This is a genomic window from Streptomyces sp. NBC_00078, from assembly GCF_026343335.1.
Lineage (GTDB): Bacteria > Actinomycetota > Actinomycetes > Streptomycetales > Streptomycetaceae > Streptomyces.
This window is the reverse complement of record NZ_JAPELX010000001.1, coordinates 6508522-6524623: the sequence shown is the minus strand read 5'-3', so window position 1 is coordinate 6524623 and position 16102 is coordinate 6508522. Positions and strand designations below refer to the sequence as shown.

General features: G+C 70.6%; 14 protein-coding genes. 3 read left to right on the top strand and 11 right to left on the bottom strand.

Features of this window, described 5'->3' with window-relative positions; genetic code table 11:
• Positions 1–2 precede the first annotated feature (2 nt).
• The 6 genes from OOK07_RS30765 to OOK07_RS30740 all read right to left on the bottom strand — a co-directional run bounded on the left by OOK07_RS30765 (position 3) and on the right by OOK07_RS30740 (position 6613).
• Positions 3–1079, bottom strand: coding sequence for an agmatine deiminase family protein (locus tag OOK07_RS30765; protein ID WP_266799696.1), 1077 nt, complete (start codon positions 1077–1079; stop codon positions 3–5).
• Between the two features lie 9 nt (positions 1080–1088).
• Entirely contained in the window at positions 1089–2783 is a 1695-nt protein-coding gene (locus tag OOK07_RS30760; RefSeq protein WP_266799695.1) for an urease subunit alpha, read from the bottom strand.
• A complete protein-coding gene (ureA, locus tag OOK07_RS30755; protein WP_266799693.1) occupies positions 2780–3460 on the bottom strand; it encodes an urease subunit gamma in 681 nt (226 codons plus the stop codon). The genes OOK07_RS30760 and ureA overlap by 4 nt, the downstream gene beginning before the upstream one ends.
• Positions 3461–3488: 28 nt before the next feature.
• Positions 3489–4046, bottom strand: coding sequence for a hypothetical protein (locus tag OOK07_RS30750; RefSeq protein ID WP_266799692.1), 558 nt, complete (start codon positions 4044–4046; stop codon positions 3489–3491).
• A 154-nt stretch (positions 4047–4200) separates the two neighbouring features.
• Positions 4201–5307 (bottom strand): branched-chain amino acid aminotransferase, encoded by a 1107-nt coding sequence (locus tag OOK07_RS30745; protein ID WP_266799690.1) that lies wholly within the window; start codon positions 5305–5307, stop codon positions 4201–4203.
• A gap of 253 nt (positions 5308–5560) precedes the next feature.
• A complete protein-coding gene (locus tag OOK07_RS30740) occupies positions 5561–6613 on the bottom strand; it encodes a 3-isopropylmalate dehydrogenase (protein ID WP_266685018.1) in 1053 nt (350 codons plus the stop codon).
• 143 nt (positions 6614–6756) lie between these two features.
• Here OOK07_RS30740 and OOK07_RS30735 point away from each other — a divergent pair, with 143 nt between their 5' ends.
• Positions 6757–8319 carry a purple acid phosphatase family protein gene (locus tag OOK07_RS30735; RefSeq protein ID WP_266799689.1) on the top strand — a complete coding sequence of 521 codons (1563 nt, stop codon included), beginning with the start codon at positions 6757–6759 and terminating at the stop codon, positions 8317–8319.
• A gap of 69 nt (positions 8320–8388) precedes the next feature.
• Here OOK07_RS30735 and OOK07_RS30730 read toward each other — a convergent pair whose 3' ends face one another.
• The 4 genes from OOK07_RS30730 to OOK07_RS30715 form a co-directional block, all read right to left on the bottom strand.
• Positions 8389–8520 (bottom strand): hypothetical protein, encoded by a 132-nt coding sequence (locus OOK07_RS30730; protein ID WP_107056436.1) that lies wholly within the window; start codon positions 8518–8520, stop codon positions 8389–8391.
• A gap of 310 nt (positions 8521–8830) precedes the next feature.
• Positions 8831–9712, bottom strand: coding sequence for an alpha/beta fold hydrolase (locus OOK07_RS30725; protein WP_266799687.1), 882 nt, complete (start codon positions 9710–9712; stop codon positions 8831–8833).
• Between the two features lie 94 nt (positions 9713–9806).
• Positions 9807–11438: an L-glutamate gamma-semialdehyde dehydrogenase gene (gene pruA / locus OOK07_RS30720; protein WP_266799685.1), complete on the bottom strand. Its 1632-nt coding sequence runs from the start codon at positions 11436–11438 to the stop codon at positions 9807–9809.
• Between the two features lie 39 nt (positions 11439–11477).
• A complete protein-coding gene (locus OOK07_RS30715; protein WP_266799683.1) occupies positions 11478–12404 on the bottom strand; it encodes a proline dehydrogenase family protein in 927 nt (308 codons plus the stop codon).
• A gap of 120 nt (positions 12405–12524) precedes the next feature.
• Here OOK07_RS30715 and OOK07_RS30710 point away from each other — a divergent pair, with 120 nt between their 5' ends.
• A complete protein-coding gene (locus tag OOK07_RS30710) occupies positions 12525–13742 on the top strand; it encodes a PucR family transcriptional regulator (RefSeq protein ID WP_266685013.1) in 1218 nt (405 codons plus the stop codon).
• A 159-nt stretch (positions 13743–13901) separates the two neighbouring features.
• Here the strand turns inward: OOK07_RS30710 and OOK07_RS30705 are convergent, their stop codons facing one another.
• The gene (locus tag OOK07_RS30705) at positions 13902–14489 is read right to left on the bottom strand and encodes a TetR/AcrR family transcriptional regulator (protein WP_266799681.1); all 588 of its coding nucleotides are present in this window, start codon (positions 14487–14489) and stop codon (positions 13902–13904) included.
• A gap of 97 nt (positions 14490–14586) precedes the next feature.
• Here OOK07_RS30705 and OOK07_RS30700 point away from each other — a divergent pair, with 97 nt between their 5' ends.
• Positions 14587–16101, top strand: a complete 1515-nt coding sequence (locus OOK07_RS30700) for an MFS transporter (protein WP_266799680.1) — start codon at positions 14587–14589, stop codon at positions 16099–16101.
• Position 16102 lies beyond the last annotated feature (1 nt).

Genomic DNA, 16102 nt, shown 5'->3' with positions numbered 1-16102 from the left:
TTCTACCTGACCGTCGCCCTCGGCTGCTGCTGGGTGATGCAGTGGATGCCGCCGCCGCCCGCGAAGATCGTCCGGGCGTCCACGAGCGTCACCGTCCGCTCGGGGAACAGCCGGCGGAAGAGCCCGGCCGCGATCTCGTCGCGAGGGTCGTCGAATCCGCAGAGCACGACGCCGCCGTTGCACAGGTAGTGGTTGATGTAGGAGTAGTCGGCCCAGTGGCCGTCGGCCTCCAGGACGGTGGGCGCCGGGACCTCGACGACCTCCAGGCTGCGGCCCCGCGCGTCCGTCTGCGCCCTGAGCAGACCGATGACCTCCTTCGTCACCTCGTGGTCGGGGTGCGCCGGGTCCGGCTGGGAGTGGGCCACCACGACCCCCGGGCGGGCGAAGGCGGCGACGATGTCCACGTGGCCGAGGGTGCCGAAGCCGTGGGGGGTCCCCCCACGCCCTTCAGCCAGTGGGGGAGGGTAGTCGCCGGTGAGGCCGCGCGGCAGCCAGATCGCCTTGCGGGTGCCGAGCTGGGCGTGGATCTCCGCCTCCACCTCTTCCTTCGTCCAGCCCGGGTTGCGCTCGGGTCCGAGCTGGACCGTCTCGGTCAGCAGCACCGTCCCCTCGCCGTCGACATGGATCGCGCCGCCCTCGTTCACCAGTTTCGAGGCGTACGTCCTCGCCCCGGCGAGGTCCGAGACGTACGCGGCGATCTTCGCGTCGTGCTCCCAGTGGGCCCAGCCCTGGGCACCCCAGCCGTTGAACGTCCAGTCCACGGCGGCGAGTTCACCCTTTCCGTCGGTCAGGAAGGTCGGTCCGATGTCGCGCATCCAGGCGTCGTCGAGGTCGCGTTCGACGGTGCCGACGCCCTCACCCAGCAGCGCCCGCGCCTCGGCCGACTGCCCCGGACCGCACACCACGGTCACCGGCTCGAAGCGCAGGACCGCGCGGGCGACCGCGGCCCAGGCGGCCCGGGAGGCAGCGAGATCGTCCGGGTGCTCGAAGGTGGGATTGTGGCCCGGCCACGCCATCCAGGTGCGCTCGTGCGGGGCCCATTCGGCGGGCATACGGAAGCCGTCGGCGGCAGCAGACATCAGTGGTCCTCAGAGGAAGTACAGACGGTTGAGGGAGACGGACTCGGCCGGCTTCGAGCGGATCGGCTCTCCGTCCAGCGTCACGAGACCGGTGCGCCGGTCCACGTCGACCGCTCCGGTACGGGAGTTGAGGCGCAGGTCGGCGGGGCCGATGCCGCGGGTGCCGCGGACGGCGACCCTGCGACGCCGGGTGGGCATCAGGTCGTTGCCCTGGTCGAGGGCCGCCTGCGCGACGAAGGCCACCGAAATCTCGGCCGGCGTGGCGCCGTGCGCGCCGAACTGCGGTCCCAGGACGAGGGGTTCGCAGGTGTCGGTGGCCGCGTTCGGGTCGCCGACCACGCCGTACGCGGGGAATCCGGACTTCAGCACCAGCTGCGGCTTGGCCCCGAAGTACTCCGGCCGCCACAGCACGATGTCGGCCAGCTTGCCGGCCTCGATCGAACCCACCTCGTGCGAGAGTCCGTGTGCGATGGCCGGGTTGATGGTCAGCTTCGCCATGTAGCGCAGAACGCGCTCGTTGTCGTGGTCGTCCGGGGCGCCGAACTCGGCCTTCATCTTCCCGGCCATGGCGAAGGTACGGCGGACCGTCTCACCGGCCCGCCCCATGCCCTGCGCGTCGGACGAGGTGATGCCGATCGCGCCCAGGTCGTGCAGCACGTCCTCGGCGCCCATGGTCCCGGCGCGGATACGGTCCCGGGCCATGGCCGCGTCGCCGGGCAGGTCGGTCTTCAGGTCGTGGACGGAGACGATCATGCCGTAGTGCTCGGCGACTGCGTCCCGGCCGAAGGGCAGAGTGGGGTTGGTGGAGGAGCCGATGACGTTCGCGACTCCCGCCATTTTCAGGACGTTCGGCACGTGACCGCCACCGCAGCCCTCGATGTGGAAGGCATGGATGGTGCGGCCCTCCAGCACCCGCAGTGTGTCCTCGACCGACAGACACTCGTTCAACCCGTCGCTGTGCAGGGCGACCTGGACGTCATGCTCCTCGGCGACCCGAAGAGCCGTGTCCAACGCCCGGGTATGGGCGCCCATGTCCTCGTGCACCTTGAAACCGGAGGCACCGCCCTCGGCGAGGGCCTCCACCAGAGGAGCGCTGTCGGAGGACGAGCCCCGGCCCAGGAAGCCGATGTTGACGGGCCAGGCGTCGAACGCGCTGAACGCGTGCCGCAGCGCCCAGGGCGAGTTGACGCCGACGCCCCACACCGGCCCGAACTCCTGCCCGACGATCGTGGTCACGCCGGACGCCAGCGAGGCCTCCATGATCCGCGGCGAGAGCAGATGGACGTGTGTGTCGACCGCACCGGCGGTGGCGATGAGCCCCTCGCCGGACACGATGGACGTGCCGGTGCCGACCACGACGTCGACCCCGTCGAGCGTGTCCGGGTTCCCGGCGCGCCCGATCGAGCAGATCCGCCCCTCCCGGATCCCGATCGACACCTTCCGGATCCCCTGCAAGGCGTCGATCACGACGACATTGCTGATGACGACATCACAGGTCTCCCGCACGGCCGCGGCCTTCAGGTGCAGCCCGTCGCGGGCGGTCTTCCCGAACCCGGCGAGGAACTCGTCGCCGTAGCGCTGGGAGTCGGACTCGACTTGGATCGTCAGCCCGGAGTCGCCGAGACGGACGCGGTCGCCGGCGCGGGGACCATGGGTGGCGGCGTACGCGTAAGGATCGATGTCCCCAGGGCGGTCGGTGCTCATCGGTCTGCTCCCAGATATCCGCAGGCGGCAGCCCTGCGCAGGGCCTCTTCCCTTGCCCCCGGCGCGTCCAGCGCCCCGTCGACGAGCCCCGCGAATCCGATCGCGACGCGCTCGCCCCCGATCGGCAGGAGCCCGACCTCGACGCTCTCCCCCGGCCCGAAGCGGACCGACGACCCGGCGGGCACGGCGAGCCGCATCCCGTAGGCCGTGGCCCGTACGAAGTCCAGGCGCGGGTTGGCCTCGAAGAAATGGAAGTGGGAGGTGACGGAGACGGGCACGGTGGCGGTGTTGGTGACCGTGAGCCGCAGGACCGCCTCGGGTTCGGTGTGCGCGGGGCCAGGAAGCAGCGCGCCCGGCGCCCGCTCCCCGAGCCCGCCCGTGAGGGGACCGCTCACCACCGCGAGGCGGGAACCGTCATCGAAGACGGCCTCCACATGGACCTCGGTGACGACATCCGCGACGCCAGGCAGCACGTCGTCCGGGCCCAGGACGGACCGGGCGCGCTCGATCGCCTCGGAAAGCCGGGCGCCGTCCCGGGCGGCCTCGCAGACGGTGTCGGCGATCAGCGCGGTGGCCTCCGGCACGTTCAGCCTCAGACCGCGGGCCCGGCGGGCGCGGGCCAGCTCGGCGGCTCCGAACAGCAGCAGCCGATCACGTTCCGTGGGGGTCAGTCTCACGCCACGACACCTCCCTGCCTTGCCGACTTTAGAGCGCCACTCTAAGTGAGAGTTCCGAGAAACAGAAGCAGCGACGGAATGCACGCACTGGCGAGCACGTCTGACGGGGATCACATTGAGCGTCACTCAAATGCTGCCGGACTGCCACACCGGAGCACGCGCGGTCGGGACTCCTCCTGTACGGCACGGTGACGCGTCCCGGCAGCGGCCGGCAATGCCCGGCCGCTGCCGGGCAGAGCGCGCCGAAGAGCGGCCGGCCGAGCCACTGGACCGGCCGCTCCTGCGGAGTCACGCTCCGCCGGACCCGCGCGGAGGAGGCGAGGACGGCGGCGGGCACCCGCGAGGTGAGGGCGTGCAACTCGTCGGAGGCCACGGTGAAGCGGGTCGGCTCGTACGTCTCGCTGCCATCAGGGACACGCCGCGTCGTCGTCTCGTCCCAGAGCTCTGCCCAGGCGTCGGCGCTGTCGTTGATGCCGGCCACCAGCGGGCCCTGGCAGCGGATCACGGCGCCGGTGCCGCGCATCCGGCGCATCGCGTCCCGCACGACCGGCGGGCGCAGCTTTTGCGGGTGCGTGAAGTGGGCCATCAGGGCGAGGTGGCGTCCGCCCGCTCACCCGCGCTCCGTCCCCGGCCGAATCCGCGCACCGGAGAGCACGCTCCCCCCGCGGATTCAGTGGATACCCGCGCGGGGGAGGCGCTACGCGTCGAACGAACTACCGGCCGCAGGACGGAGGTTGGAGTCAGCCCAGCTGGTGCATCCAGCCGTGCTTGTCCTCGGCCGTGCCCCGCTGGATGTCCAGGAGTGCGTCGCGGAGCCTCAGCGTGACCTCGCCCGGCTCGCCGCCCGACTGCTGCCACTCGGTGTTCGCGCGCTTCACCGTGCCGACGGGGGTGATGACCGCCGCCGTGCCGCAGGCGAAGACCTCGGTGAGGGTGCCGTTCTCGGCGTCGCGCTGCCACTGCTCGATGGAGACGCGGCCCTCCTGGGAGGCGTAGCCGAGGTCGCGGGCCACGGTGAGGAGGCTGTCGCGGGTGACGCCTTCGAGGATGGAGCCGGTCAGGCCCGGCGTGATGATCACCGGCTTCTCATTGGACGCGGCGCCGTACACGAAGTACAGGTTCATGCCGCCCAGCTCCTCGACCCACTTGTGCTCGACCGCGTCGAGGTAGCAGACCTGGTCGCAGCCCTTGGCGGCGGCCTCGGCCTGGGCGAGGAGGGAGGCGGCGTAGTTGCCGCCGGTCTTGGCGTCGCCCATGCCGCCGGGGACGGCGCGGACGCGGTCCTCGGAGAGCCAGATGGAGACCGGCTTGACGCCGCCGGGGAAGTAGGCGCCGGCGGGGGACGCGATGACGAGGAAGAGGTACTCGTTGGCGGGCTTCACACCCAGGCCGACCTCGGTCGCGATCATGAAGGGGCGGAGGTAGAGGGACTCCTCGCCACCGTGCGCCGGGACCCAGGCCCTGTCCTGCTGGACCAGGACGTCGCAGGCCTCGATGAACGTCTCGACCGGCAGCTCGGGCATGCCCAGGCGGTGCGCGGAACGCTGGAAGCGCTCGGCGTTCTTCTCGGGGCGGAAGGTGGCGACGGTGCCGTCGGGCTGACGGTAGGCCTTGAGGCCCTCGAAGATCTCCTGCGCGTAGTGCAGGACCATCGTGGCGGGGTCGAGGGAGAGCGGGGCGTACGGGACGAGCTGGCCGTCGTGCCAGCCGCGGCCCTCGGTCCACTTGATCGTCACCATGTGGTCGGTGAAGTGGCGGCCGAACCCGGGGTTCGCCAGGATCGCCTCGCGCTCCGCGTCGGAGAGTGGCGAGGCCGAGGGCTTGAGCTCGATCGTGGGCGTCGTCATGAGTGGTTGTCCTTCACCGGTTGTGTAGTGACGGGCCGCGCTCACGCCTCGCTACTGTCAGTGGCCAGTGCTAGGGCGTCCGAGCATTCCCTCATTCGGCGGCTCCGCGTTCGATTATCGCAAGCGGGAGTCCGTGGACGAAATGGCGTGAATACGGCCCAGGGGATGATGGTGGCACCCAGCGGGGACATAGCGAAAGCCGCCGGGTGCGGAGTGACCCGGCGGCTTCGAGAGGTTCGAGTGGCGCGGCAGGTCAGCCGGCTACTCGTACGGCCAGCGCGTCGCCGATCTCGGCGGTGCTGCGGGCCGGCTTGCCCGTGCGCTCCGCGAGGTCGGCGGAGACCGCCTCGTCGATGCGGGCGGCCTCGGTCTCGTAGCCGAGGTGGCGCAGGAGCAGGGCGACGGACAGGACCGTGGCGGAGGGGTCGGCCTTGCCCTGGCCCGCGATGTCGGGGGCCGAGCCGTGCACGGGCTCGAACATCGACGGGAACTCGCCGGACGGGTTGATGTTCCCGCTCGCCGCGACGCCGATGCCGCCGGAGACGGCCGCGGCGAGGTCGGTGATGATGTCGCCGAAGAGGTTGTCGGTGACGATCACGTCGAACCGCTCGGGCTGCGTGACCAGGTAGATGGTCGCCGCGTCCACGTGCATGTACTCGGTGGTGACCTCGGGGAACTCCGCGGCCACCTTGTTGAAGATGTTGGTCCACAGGTGACCCGCGAAGGTCAGCACGTTGTTCTTGTGGATCAGGGCGAGCTTCTTGCGCGGGCGGGCCTGGGCACGGGCGAAGGCGTCACGGACCACGCGCTCCACACCGAAGGCCGTGTTCACGGAGACCTCGGTGGCGACCTCGTGCTCGGTGCCCTTGCGGATGGTGCCGCCGTTGCCCGTGTACGGGCCCTCGGTGCCCTCACGGACCACGACGAAGTCGATGCTCGGCTCACCGGCGAGCGGGGTGGCCACGCCGGGGAGCAGCTTCGACGGACGCAGGTTGACGTGGTGGTCGAAGGCGAAGCGGAGCTTGAGCAGGAAGCCGCGCTCCAGGACACCGGACGGAACCGACGGGTCGCCGATCGCGCCGAGCAGAATGGCGTCGTGCTTCTTCAGGGCGTCGAGGTCGGCCTCGGTGAGGGTCTCACCGGTGGCGTGGTAGCGCTGGGCGCCGAAGTCGTACTCCTTGGTCTCCAGCTTCACATCCTGCGGGAGGACGGCGGAGAGGACCTTGAGACCTTCGGCCACGACCTCCTGGCCGATGCCGTCACCGGGAATCACTGCGAGATTGAGGGTGCGAGAGCTTGCCGACATGCGCTGCACCCTACTCCCCGTCCCATGGGATGACACGAGGTGTCCGCGATTCGGACATCCGGGCGCGTGGCGAAGTCAATAAGTCGCCACCCGTTCACCCCTGTGTATGGCGGGCGTTGGGATTCGCTGGGAACTTCCCTTCCATGGACCTCCCCGACTTCGGCATCCCTCCGCAGCTCGCGCGCCGGATGAGCATGGCCGAGCAGCACGACTACCTGCGCACGAAGCTGACCCGGCGCCGCACGCTGGTGACGGCGGGCGCGGTGGCGACGGGCGGGCTGCTGACGGGGTGCGGCGGCGGCGCGGGACCGTCGAGCAGGAAGACCCCCTCCCCCGCGGCCTCGGAGGTCCACGGTTCGGTGGTCTCCCCCTTCGGGCGCCATCTCTCCTTCGGCGCCGACCCGAAGACGCAGATGCGCCTCTCCTGGCAGGTGCCGCTCGCGGTGCGGAAGCCGTACGTCCGGATCGGCACGAAGCCCGACGAGCTGAGCCGGAAGATCGAGGCGGAGGTCCGCGACCTGCACACACCGGGTGTGACGGGCGTGCGCTCGGCGCTGGAGCAGTACTACCTGCACGCGGCCCTGGACGGGCTGCGCCCCGGCACGACGTACTACTACGGCGTCGGCCACGAGGGCTTCGACCCGGCGTCCCCGGCCCACCGCTCGACCATCAGCTCCTTCCGCACGGCGCCCACGGCCCCGCGCTCCTTCGTGTTCACGGCCTTCGGCGACCAGGGCGTCAGCCAGGCCGCGGCCGCCAACGACCATGTGATCCTGCGCCAGAAGCCCGCCTTCCACCTGCACGCGGGCGACATCTGCTACGCCGACACCAACGGCCAGGGCAGGAAGTCGGACGGCTACGACCCGGCGTTCTGGGACCTGTTCCTCAAGCAGAACGAGCCGGTGGCGAGGTCCGTGCCATGGATGGTGACGACCGGCAACCACGACATGGAGGCCTGGTACTCCCCGGAGGGCTATGGCGGCCAGCTGGCCCGCTGGTCCCTCCCGGACAGCGGCTTCGACGCACGGACGGCGCCGGGGGTGTACGCGTTCACGTACGGCAACGTCGGCTTCGTGGCACTGGACGCGAACGACGTGTCGTACGAGATCCCCGCCAACCTCGGCTACTCGGGCGGCCGGCAGACGAAGTGGCTGGACCGGAAGCTGGCCGGGCTGCGGGCGGCGAAGGACGTCGACTTCGTCGTCGTCTTCTTCCACCACTGCGCCTACTCGACCTCCACGCACGCCTCCGACGGAGGGGTGCGCGCCGAGTGGCTGCCGCTCTTCGCCAAGCACCAGGTGGACCTGGTGATCAACGGCCACAACCATGTCTACGAGCGGACCGACGCAGTCAAGGACGGCGGGGTCGGCAGGCCCGTACCCATCGGTGCGTCGACCGATCCGACGCGCGACGGAACCGTGTACGTCACGGCGGGCGGCGGCGGCCGTGACCTGTACGGCTTTCCGGCGGGCGTGAAGGAGAGCTATGAGGGACACGTCACGCACCACGACTCCGTCGCCACGTTCCGGTGGACGAAGGCGAAGGCCTCCGTCACGGAGACCGTGGAGTGGTCGCGGGTGCGCTACCGGGGTTTCTCGCTGCTCTCGGTGGAGGCGCAGAGCGGCCCTCGGCCGGCCCTCAAGGTGTCGGCGCTGACGGACGACGGCAGGCGCATCGACCACTTCGAGGTGCGGCGCGGAGCATGAGCCCGCGCCGCACCTCGGGCGGGTGCGGCTCCCGGCCCGTGGGGTCCCGGTCTGTGGGCGGTTCCCGGCTCAGTGGCCGGTCGAACCGCCGTTGTCCCTGCGGTCCAGGGCGCGCTGGAGGGCGGCCGCGGCGTTCTTTCGGTCGGACTCGCTCGTGCGGGAAATGTGACGGACTCGGCGGCGGGCGGTCGTCTCGGCCATGGGAAATCGACTCCTTCGACATCCTGGAGTGCGGAAAGGGGTTACGAGACGCCGGATGGGGCGGGAGAGCGGTGCCGCAGGGGTTGCCTGCACGGGGCCCGGCTCACGACCGCCATTCGCTTGGTCGAGCGAGACGTTCGGCTCCTACAAAAGTAAGGGAGCGACCCGAGTCTGTCTCCACAATTACTCGGACTTCCTACTATCTGAGACGGCGGGTGGGGTCACACCGCCCTGACCTGGGGTGATTTCCTCGACCGGCGGCTCCCCGTCCGGCGCCGGCCGGGCCCGCGGCCGGGTTCGCGGGCTGCGTTCACAGCGCCTCCCCCACCGCGTCGCGAAAGCCCTCGGGATCCTCGGCCCACGGCAGGTGACCGGCCCGGGGAAGCACCACTCGCCGCACCCGCGGCAGCGCCCGCTCCAGCGAGTCCACCGCCGAGCGCGGACGGATGTCCCGGGCACCGTCGACGATCAGTACGGGCACGTCGAGGACCGCGCAGGCCGCGTACAACTCGGGTGTGCCCCATGTGCGTTGGGTCTCGTCGTTGAGGGCCCTGTTGCATGCGTGGTTGATCCCGAACCAGGGGTCGGCCATGCGTCCGGCCGGCTTCAGCGCCCCTTCCCGGTCCTCGAACTCGACCGACCACTGAAGCACCGCCCGCTCGCGCTCCGCGTCCTCCGAGCGGCGCGCACGGTCCGTCAACTCCCGCCATCGGGCGAGCCGTTCGGGGTGGTCGCCGAGCCGGGCGAGGAAATTCCTCTGGAAGGCGTCGTGCCAGTCGGTGAGGGGGCCGATGCCCGTACCGGACACGTACACCAGCGCCCGCACCCGCTCCGGATGCGCCAACGCGTAGCTCAACGCTAGTTGCGCGCCCCAGGAGTGACCGAGCAGCGCCATCCGCTCCAGCCGGAAGTGCCGTCGTACGGCGTCCAGGTCGGCCACGAAACGGTCGGTCGTCCACGGTCCGGCGCTCCGCTGCGACCGCCCCGACCCGCGCTGGTCCCAGCGGACGACCGGGATCACGCCGTCCAGCAGCCCGGCCACGTCCGCGAACATGTCCCACAGCCCCGGCCCGCCGTGGCACAGCACCAACGGCTCGCCCTGCCCCGACCGCACGGCCCACAGCCGTACGCCGTCGTCGGCCGTGACGGTCTCCATGTCGTCCCTGCGGTCCATGTCGTCCATGTCGTCCATGGCGTCCAGTGTGATGCGAGCGGACAGGCCGACGGGCCGGGAACCCGAAGATCGGCTTCCCGGCCCGTCACCGCGGGAACAGGACGACCGGACGTCAGCCCATGTGCGGGTACGTGTAGTCGGTCGGCGGGACCAGCGTCTCCTTGATGGCGCGGGTCAGGGTCCAGCGCTGCAGGTTCTGCGGGGCGCCGGCCTTGTCGTTGGTACCGGAGGCGCGTCCGCCGCCGAAGGGCTGCTGACCGACGACGGCGCCGGTCGACTTGTCGTTGATGTAGAAGTTGCCGGCCGCGTAACGCAGCTTCTCCATCGTGTACGCGGCGGCGGCACGGTCGCCCGAGACCACCGAGCCGGTCAGCGCGTAGTCGGACACCGACTCCATCTGGGTCAGCATCTCCTCGTACTTCTCGTCCTCGTAGACGTGCACGGCGAGGAAGGGACCGAAGTACTCGGTGCGGAAGACCTCGTTCTCCGGGTCGGCGCACTCGACGACGGTCGGACGGACGAAGTAGCCGACCGAGTCGTCGTAGGAGCCGCCCGCGACGATCGTGCAGGAGGGGTCCTGCTCGGCCCGGTCGATCGCGGCCTTGTTCTTGGCGAAGGAGCGGTCGTCGATGACGGCGCCGATGAAGTTGGCGAGGTCCGTGACATCGCCCATGGTCAGGCCGTCGACCTCGGCCGCGAACTCCTCCTTGAAGCCGGAGTTCCAGATGGACGCCGGGATGTAGGCGCGGGAGGTCGCACTGCACTTCTGGCCCTGGTACTCGAAGGCACCGCGGGTCAGGGCGGTCTTGAGGACCGCACGGTCGGCGCTCGGGTGGGCGACCAGGAAGTCCTTGCCGCCGGTCTCGCCGACCATCCGCGGGTAGGTGCGGTACTTCTCGATGTTGTTGCCGACCGTCTTCCACAGGTACTGGAAGGTCTTGGTCGAGCCGGTGAAGTGGATGCCGGCGAGGTCGCGGTGCTCCAAAGCCACCTTGGAGACCTCGATGCCGTCGCCGGTGACGAGGTTGATGACGCCCTTGGGCAGGCCCGCCTCCTCCAGCAGCTGCATCAACAGGACGGCCGCGTGGGTCTGGGTCGGGGAGGGCTTCCAGACCACGACATTGCCCATGAGGGCGGGGGCGGTGGGCAGATTGCCGGCGATCGCGCTGAAGTTGAACGGCGTGATCGCGTAGACGAAGCCCTCCAGCGGGCGGTGGTCCAGGCGGTTCCAGACGCCCGTGGAGTTGGCCGGGGGCTGGTCGGCCAGGATCCCGCGGGCGTAGGCGACGTTGAAGCGCCAGAAGTCGATGAGCTCGCAGGGACAGTCGATCTCGGCCTGCTGGGCGGTCTTCGACTGACCGAGCATGGTGGACGCGGCGAGGGTCTCGCGCCACGGGCCGGACAGCAGCTCGGCCGCGCGCAGGATGATCGCGGCGCGGTCGTCGAAGGCCATCGCACGCCAGGCGGGCGCGGCGGCGAGGGCCGCGTCGATGGCGTCCTGGGCGTCCTGCTGGGTCGCGTTGGCGTAGGTGCCCAGACGGGCCTTGTGATTGTGCGGCTGCACGACGTCGAAGCGCTCGCCGCCGCCCATCCGCTTCTCGCCGCCGATCGTCATCGGCAGGTCGACCGGGTTCTCGGCCAGCTCCTTCAGCCTGGCCTCCAGCCGGGCGCGCTCGGGCGAGCCGGGGGCATAGCCGTGCACCGGCTCGTTGACGGGGGTGGGGACCTGGGTCACAGCGTCCATGAGATCCGTAACTCCTTGTACGTGAGCGGGTGTTCGGGTTCAGCCCTTGCTGATCATGCTGCGGACGAAGAAGCGCAGGTTGGCCGGCTTCTCCGCCAGGCGCCGCATGAAGTAGCCGTACCAGTCGGTGCCGTAGGCGGTGTAGACGCGCATGCGGTGACCCTCGGCGGCCAGCCGCAGGTGCTCGTCGCTCCTGATCCCGTACAGCATCTGGAACTCGTACTCGTCGGGCTTGCGCCCGGCCTTGCGGGCGAGTTCCTGCGCGATGGAGATGAGACGCGGGTCGTGGGACCCGATCATCGGATACCCCTCGCCCTCCATCAGAGTCCTCAGGACCCGGACGTACGCCTTGTCGATCTCGTGCTTCTGCTGGTGGGCGACCTCGGCGGGCTCCTTGTACGCGCCCTTCACGAGCCGTACCCGGCTGCCGCTCGCGGCGAGGCGGCGGGCGTCGGACTCGGTGCGGAAGAGGTAGGCCTGGATGACGCAGCCGGTCTGCGGGAAGTCCTTCCGCAGCACCTCGTGGATGGCGAACATCGAGTCGAGGGTGGTGTGGTCCTCCGCGTCGAGCGTGACCGTCGTGCCGATGGCGGCGGCGGCCTCCACGACGGGCCGGACGTTGGCGAGGGCCAGCTCGTGACCGCCGGGGAGCGCCTGTCCGAACATGGACAGCTTGACGGACATCTCGACCCGCTCGCCCAGGCCGAGGTCACTCAGCCGCCCGATCAGCGCCAGATAGGCATCACGTGCCACGGCCGCCTGCTCGGGGGTGGTGATGTCCTCGCCGACGACGTCCATCGTCAGCTCCAGACCGCGGCCGGTGAGGTCCTCGATGATCGGCACGATGGTGTCCACGGTCTCACCGGGGATGAAGCGGTCGACGACCTGCTTGGTCACCGGGGCCGCCGAGATCAGGCGTCGCATCCGGTCGCTGCGCGACGCGGCAAGAATCACGGGACCCAGCACGGGGCACCTCCACAGACCAGCAGACAGGACCACCGTGAAACCTAGGGATCCCTTCGACCATCGACAGCTGTCACGCATCCGTGCCGCAGATCTCAGACAGATGTATGAAGGGGCGTGGAAATGCGGGAGAATGCCCGAGTGACGGGCGACGCTGCATCTTCCCACCGCGCGGGTGACTACCAGGAGCTGGTCGACGAGATCTCGGAGCTCCTCGGCGCCCCCGCGACCCTGGAGAACCGGGACTTCGAGCTGATCGCCTTCGGTGCGTACGACAGTGAGGGCGACCTCGACGCCTCCGCCCTGGACCCGGTGCGCACCCGCTCGATCCTGACGCGGCGCTCGACGTCCACCGTCCGCTCCTGGTTCGAGGGCTTCGGCATCACCCGGGCGACGGGCCCGGTCCGCATCCCGCCGACGCCCGAGGCGGGCGTGCACCGGGGGCGCGTCTGCCTGCCCGTACGCCATCGGGGGGTCGTCCTGGGCTATGTCTGGCTGCTGGACTCCGACCCCGGCCCCACCGAACGGCAGCTGACCGCGGCCATGGACGTGACGGTCCGCATCGGCGCCCTGCTCGCGGACGAGGCGCAGCACGGCGCCGACCTCACCCGGGAACTGCGGGCCGTGCTCACCGCCGAACGCGGCTGGCCGCAGGAGATGGCGGTGGCCGAGCTGCGCACGGCGCTAGGGGCGCGGGCTGACGGCCCGCACACCGTGGTCTGCGTGACCCCCTGGCCGTCGGCCGACCCGGACGACGCGCCTTCGGTCCGTACGGTGCCGGGTGCGACGGCGTTGTGCACGGTGCCGTGGGGCGACGCGTCCCAGTCCCTCGCCCTGCTGGTGCGGCTGCGCTCGGCGGACGCCCTGACACCTGCGACCTCGGCGGCGGGGCGGCTGCTGGAGCGGGCGCGGCGGCTGGAGGGCGGCGCCGCGGCGGCGTCCGGGGTCGCCGCCGCGCGCACCGGTCTCGCGGAACTCGCCACGGCCTGGCGGGAGGCCTCCGCTGCGGCGCGGGCCGCACTGGCGGAGCCCCGGCTCGGTCCCGTCGCCGAGTGGGCGCACATCGGGCCGTTCCGCCTGCTGACCTCGCTGCCGCCGGAGGTGGCCCACGATCCGGTGGTCGGCGCCCTCCTCTCCCCCGCCCACCACGAACTGGCCCGCACCGCCGAGACCTACCTCGACTGCGCGGGCCAGGCCGGCCGCACCGCGGCCGAACTGGGCATCCACCGCCAGACCCTCTACTACCGTCTGTCCCGGGTGGAACAGCTCACGGGCCTCGACCTGGACGACGGCGAGGACCGGCTGCTGCTGCACATGGCTTTGAAGGGGGCGCGGTTGTAGGGGCTGCTACCCCTGGGCCTTCGCGTGACGGACGCACTGATGCTGGGCGCCCTGGCTCCGGCCACGCGCGACCTACGCCACCCGGGTCGCCGAAACGCCTGCTCCCATGCTGAGACCGCCACGTCGCCGGGCTCCCCGACGAGATGCGGGGCGGGCGTGTCAGCGCTTCTCGACTCCTGCGAACACGCGCCGCAGCCCCTCGGTGAGCTGCTCGGCGCCGGTCGCGGAGTCCGGGTCGAAGAGCCACTGGACCATGAGGCCGTTGAGGAGGGTCTGGTAGAAACGGCCCTCCGTGTCGACGGTCTCCTTGTCGAGCTGGTCTTCGGGGATGCCGTTGAACAGGGGCACGATCCCCGACCGGCCCTGCTCCTGCGCCTCGGCGAGCAGCTTGCGCACCTCCTGCAGGCGGTCGCCGTTGACGATGATCTCCAGGCTCAGCATCCAGACCGAACGGGACTCGGGCAGCGAGCGGATGATGTTCGCCCACACCTCCTGGAAGCGCTCCAGCGACCCGGCGGGCGTCGTCACTTCCCCGGCACCCCAGCCGGGGTCGAACGTCTCGCCGAGGCCCTCGATCAACGAGACGTACGCCTGCACCAGCAGCGCGTCCTTCGACCCGTAGTGGTAGCCGATCGAGGCCAGGTTCGTCCCCGACTCCTTGACGATGTCGCGCGCGGTCGTGCGCACGAACCCCTTCCCCAGCAGGCAGCGCTTGGCGCCTTCGAGCAGATCCTCACGATGTCCCATGCCCGCCACCATACCCCCGATCCATACAACTGTCCTAGACAGATGAATTATACACTCGTTCTAGACAAGCGTTTAAGACGCTCGTACAGTTCGTGGCATGACGAACTCGACGTGCACCACCACCCCGGCCGGCCGTCTCGCCGGCCGCCGCGAATGGACCGCACTGGGCGTGCTGATGCTCCCGCTGCTGCTGGTCTCGATGGACGTCTCGGTCCTCTACTTCGCCATCCCCGCGATCAGCGCGGACCTGGAGCCGAGCGGCACCCAGCAGCTGTGGATCTTCGACATCTACGCCTTCGTCCTGGCCGGCCTGCTGATGACGATGGGCTCCCTGGGCGACCGCATAGGCCGCCGCAAGCTCCTCCTGATCGGCGCCGCGGCCTTCGGCACCGCCTCCCTGATCGCGGCCTACGCCAGCAGCGCCGAGACCCTCATCGCGGCCCGCGCGGTGCTCGGCATCGGCGGCGCGACCCTGATGCCGTCGACGATGGCGCTGATCCGCACGATGTTCACCGACCCGGGGCAGCGTGCGAAGGCGATCGGCCTGTGGTCCGGCGTCATGACGGCCGGCATCGCCCTCGGCTCGGTGATGAGCGGTGTCCTGGTCCAGTACTTCTGGTGGGGCTCGGTCTTCCTGGTCAACCTGCCCGCGATGGCACTGCTGCTGGTCCTCGGCCCGGTCCTGCTGCCGGAGTCGCGTGACCCCGCCCCCGGCCGCTTCGACTGGCTGAGCGTCCCGCTGTCGATGGCCGCCGTGCTCCCCGTCATCTACGGCCTGAAGGAGATCACGTCCGAGGGCTGGCACGCGCGGTACGTCGTCTCCATCACCGTCGGCCTGGTCTTCGCGGCGCTCTTCGTCCACCGCCAGCGCACCGCGGCTTCACCGATGATCGACCCGGCCCTGTTCCGCAGCCGCGGTTTCGCCCCCTCGGTCGCCCTCAACCTCGTCGCCTCGTTCGGAATGCTGGGCTCGGCGTTCTTCACCACGCAGTACCTGCAGTCGGTGCTCGACAAGAGCGCGATGGAGGCGGCCCTGTGGGCGCTGCTCCCCTCGGTGCCGATCGGCATGGCGGCCCCGCTGGCGACCGCCCTGGTCCAGAAGGGCGTCAACCGCGCCTACGTGGTCACCGCCGGCTTCGCCATCGGCGCCTGCGGCTACGCCTTGCTGGCCCTCGCCGGCACGGACTCGCTGTGGCTGGTGCTGACCGCGTGCGGCGTGCTCGCCTCCGGCATCGTCATGGTCATCTCGCAGATCATGGACCTCGCGATGAGCAGCGCCCCGGTGGAGCGGGCGGGCTCGGCGTCCGCCCTGATGGAGACCGGCGCGGAGTTCGGCGGCGCGCTGGGCATGGCGGTGCTCGGCTCCATCGGTACGGCGGTCTACCGCCACGACATCCCGGCCTCGGCCCCGGACGCGGCCCACGAGACCCTGGGCGGCGCGCTGGCGGTCGCCGGCCAACTCCCCGGGCGCACGGGAGACGCCCTGGCGACGGCGGCCCGGGAGGCGTTCACGAGCGGAATGCAGGGGGCGGCGATCGCCGGGACGGTACTCCTGGCGGGGGCGGCGATGCTGGCGGCGCGGGCGCTCCGGGGGATCAACGTCAAGGAGTAGC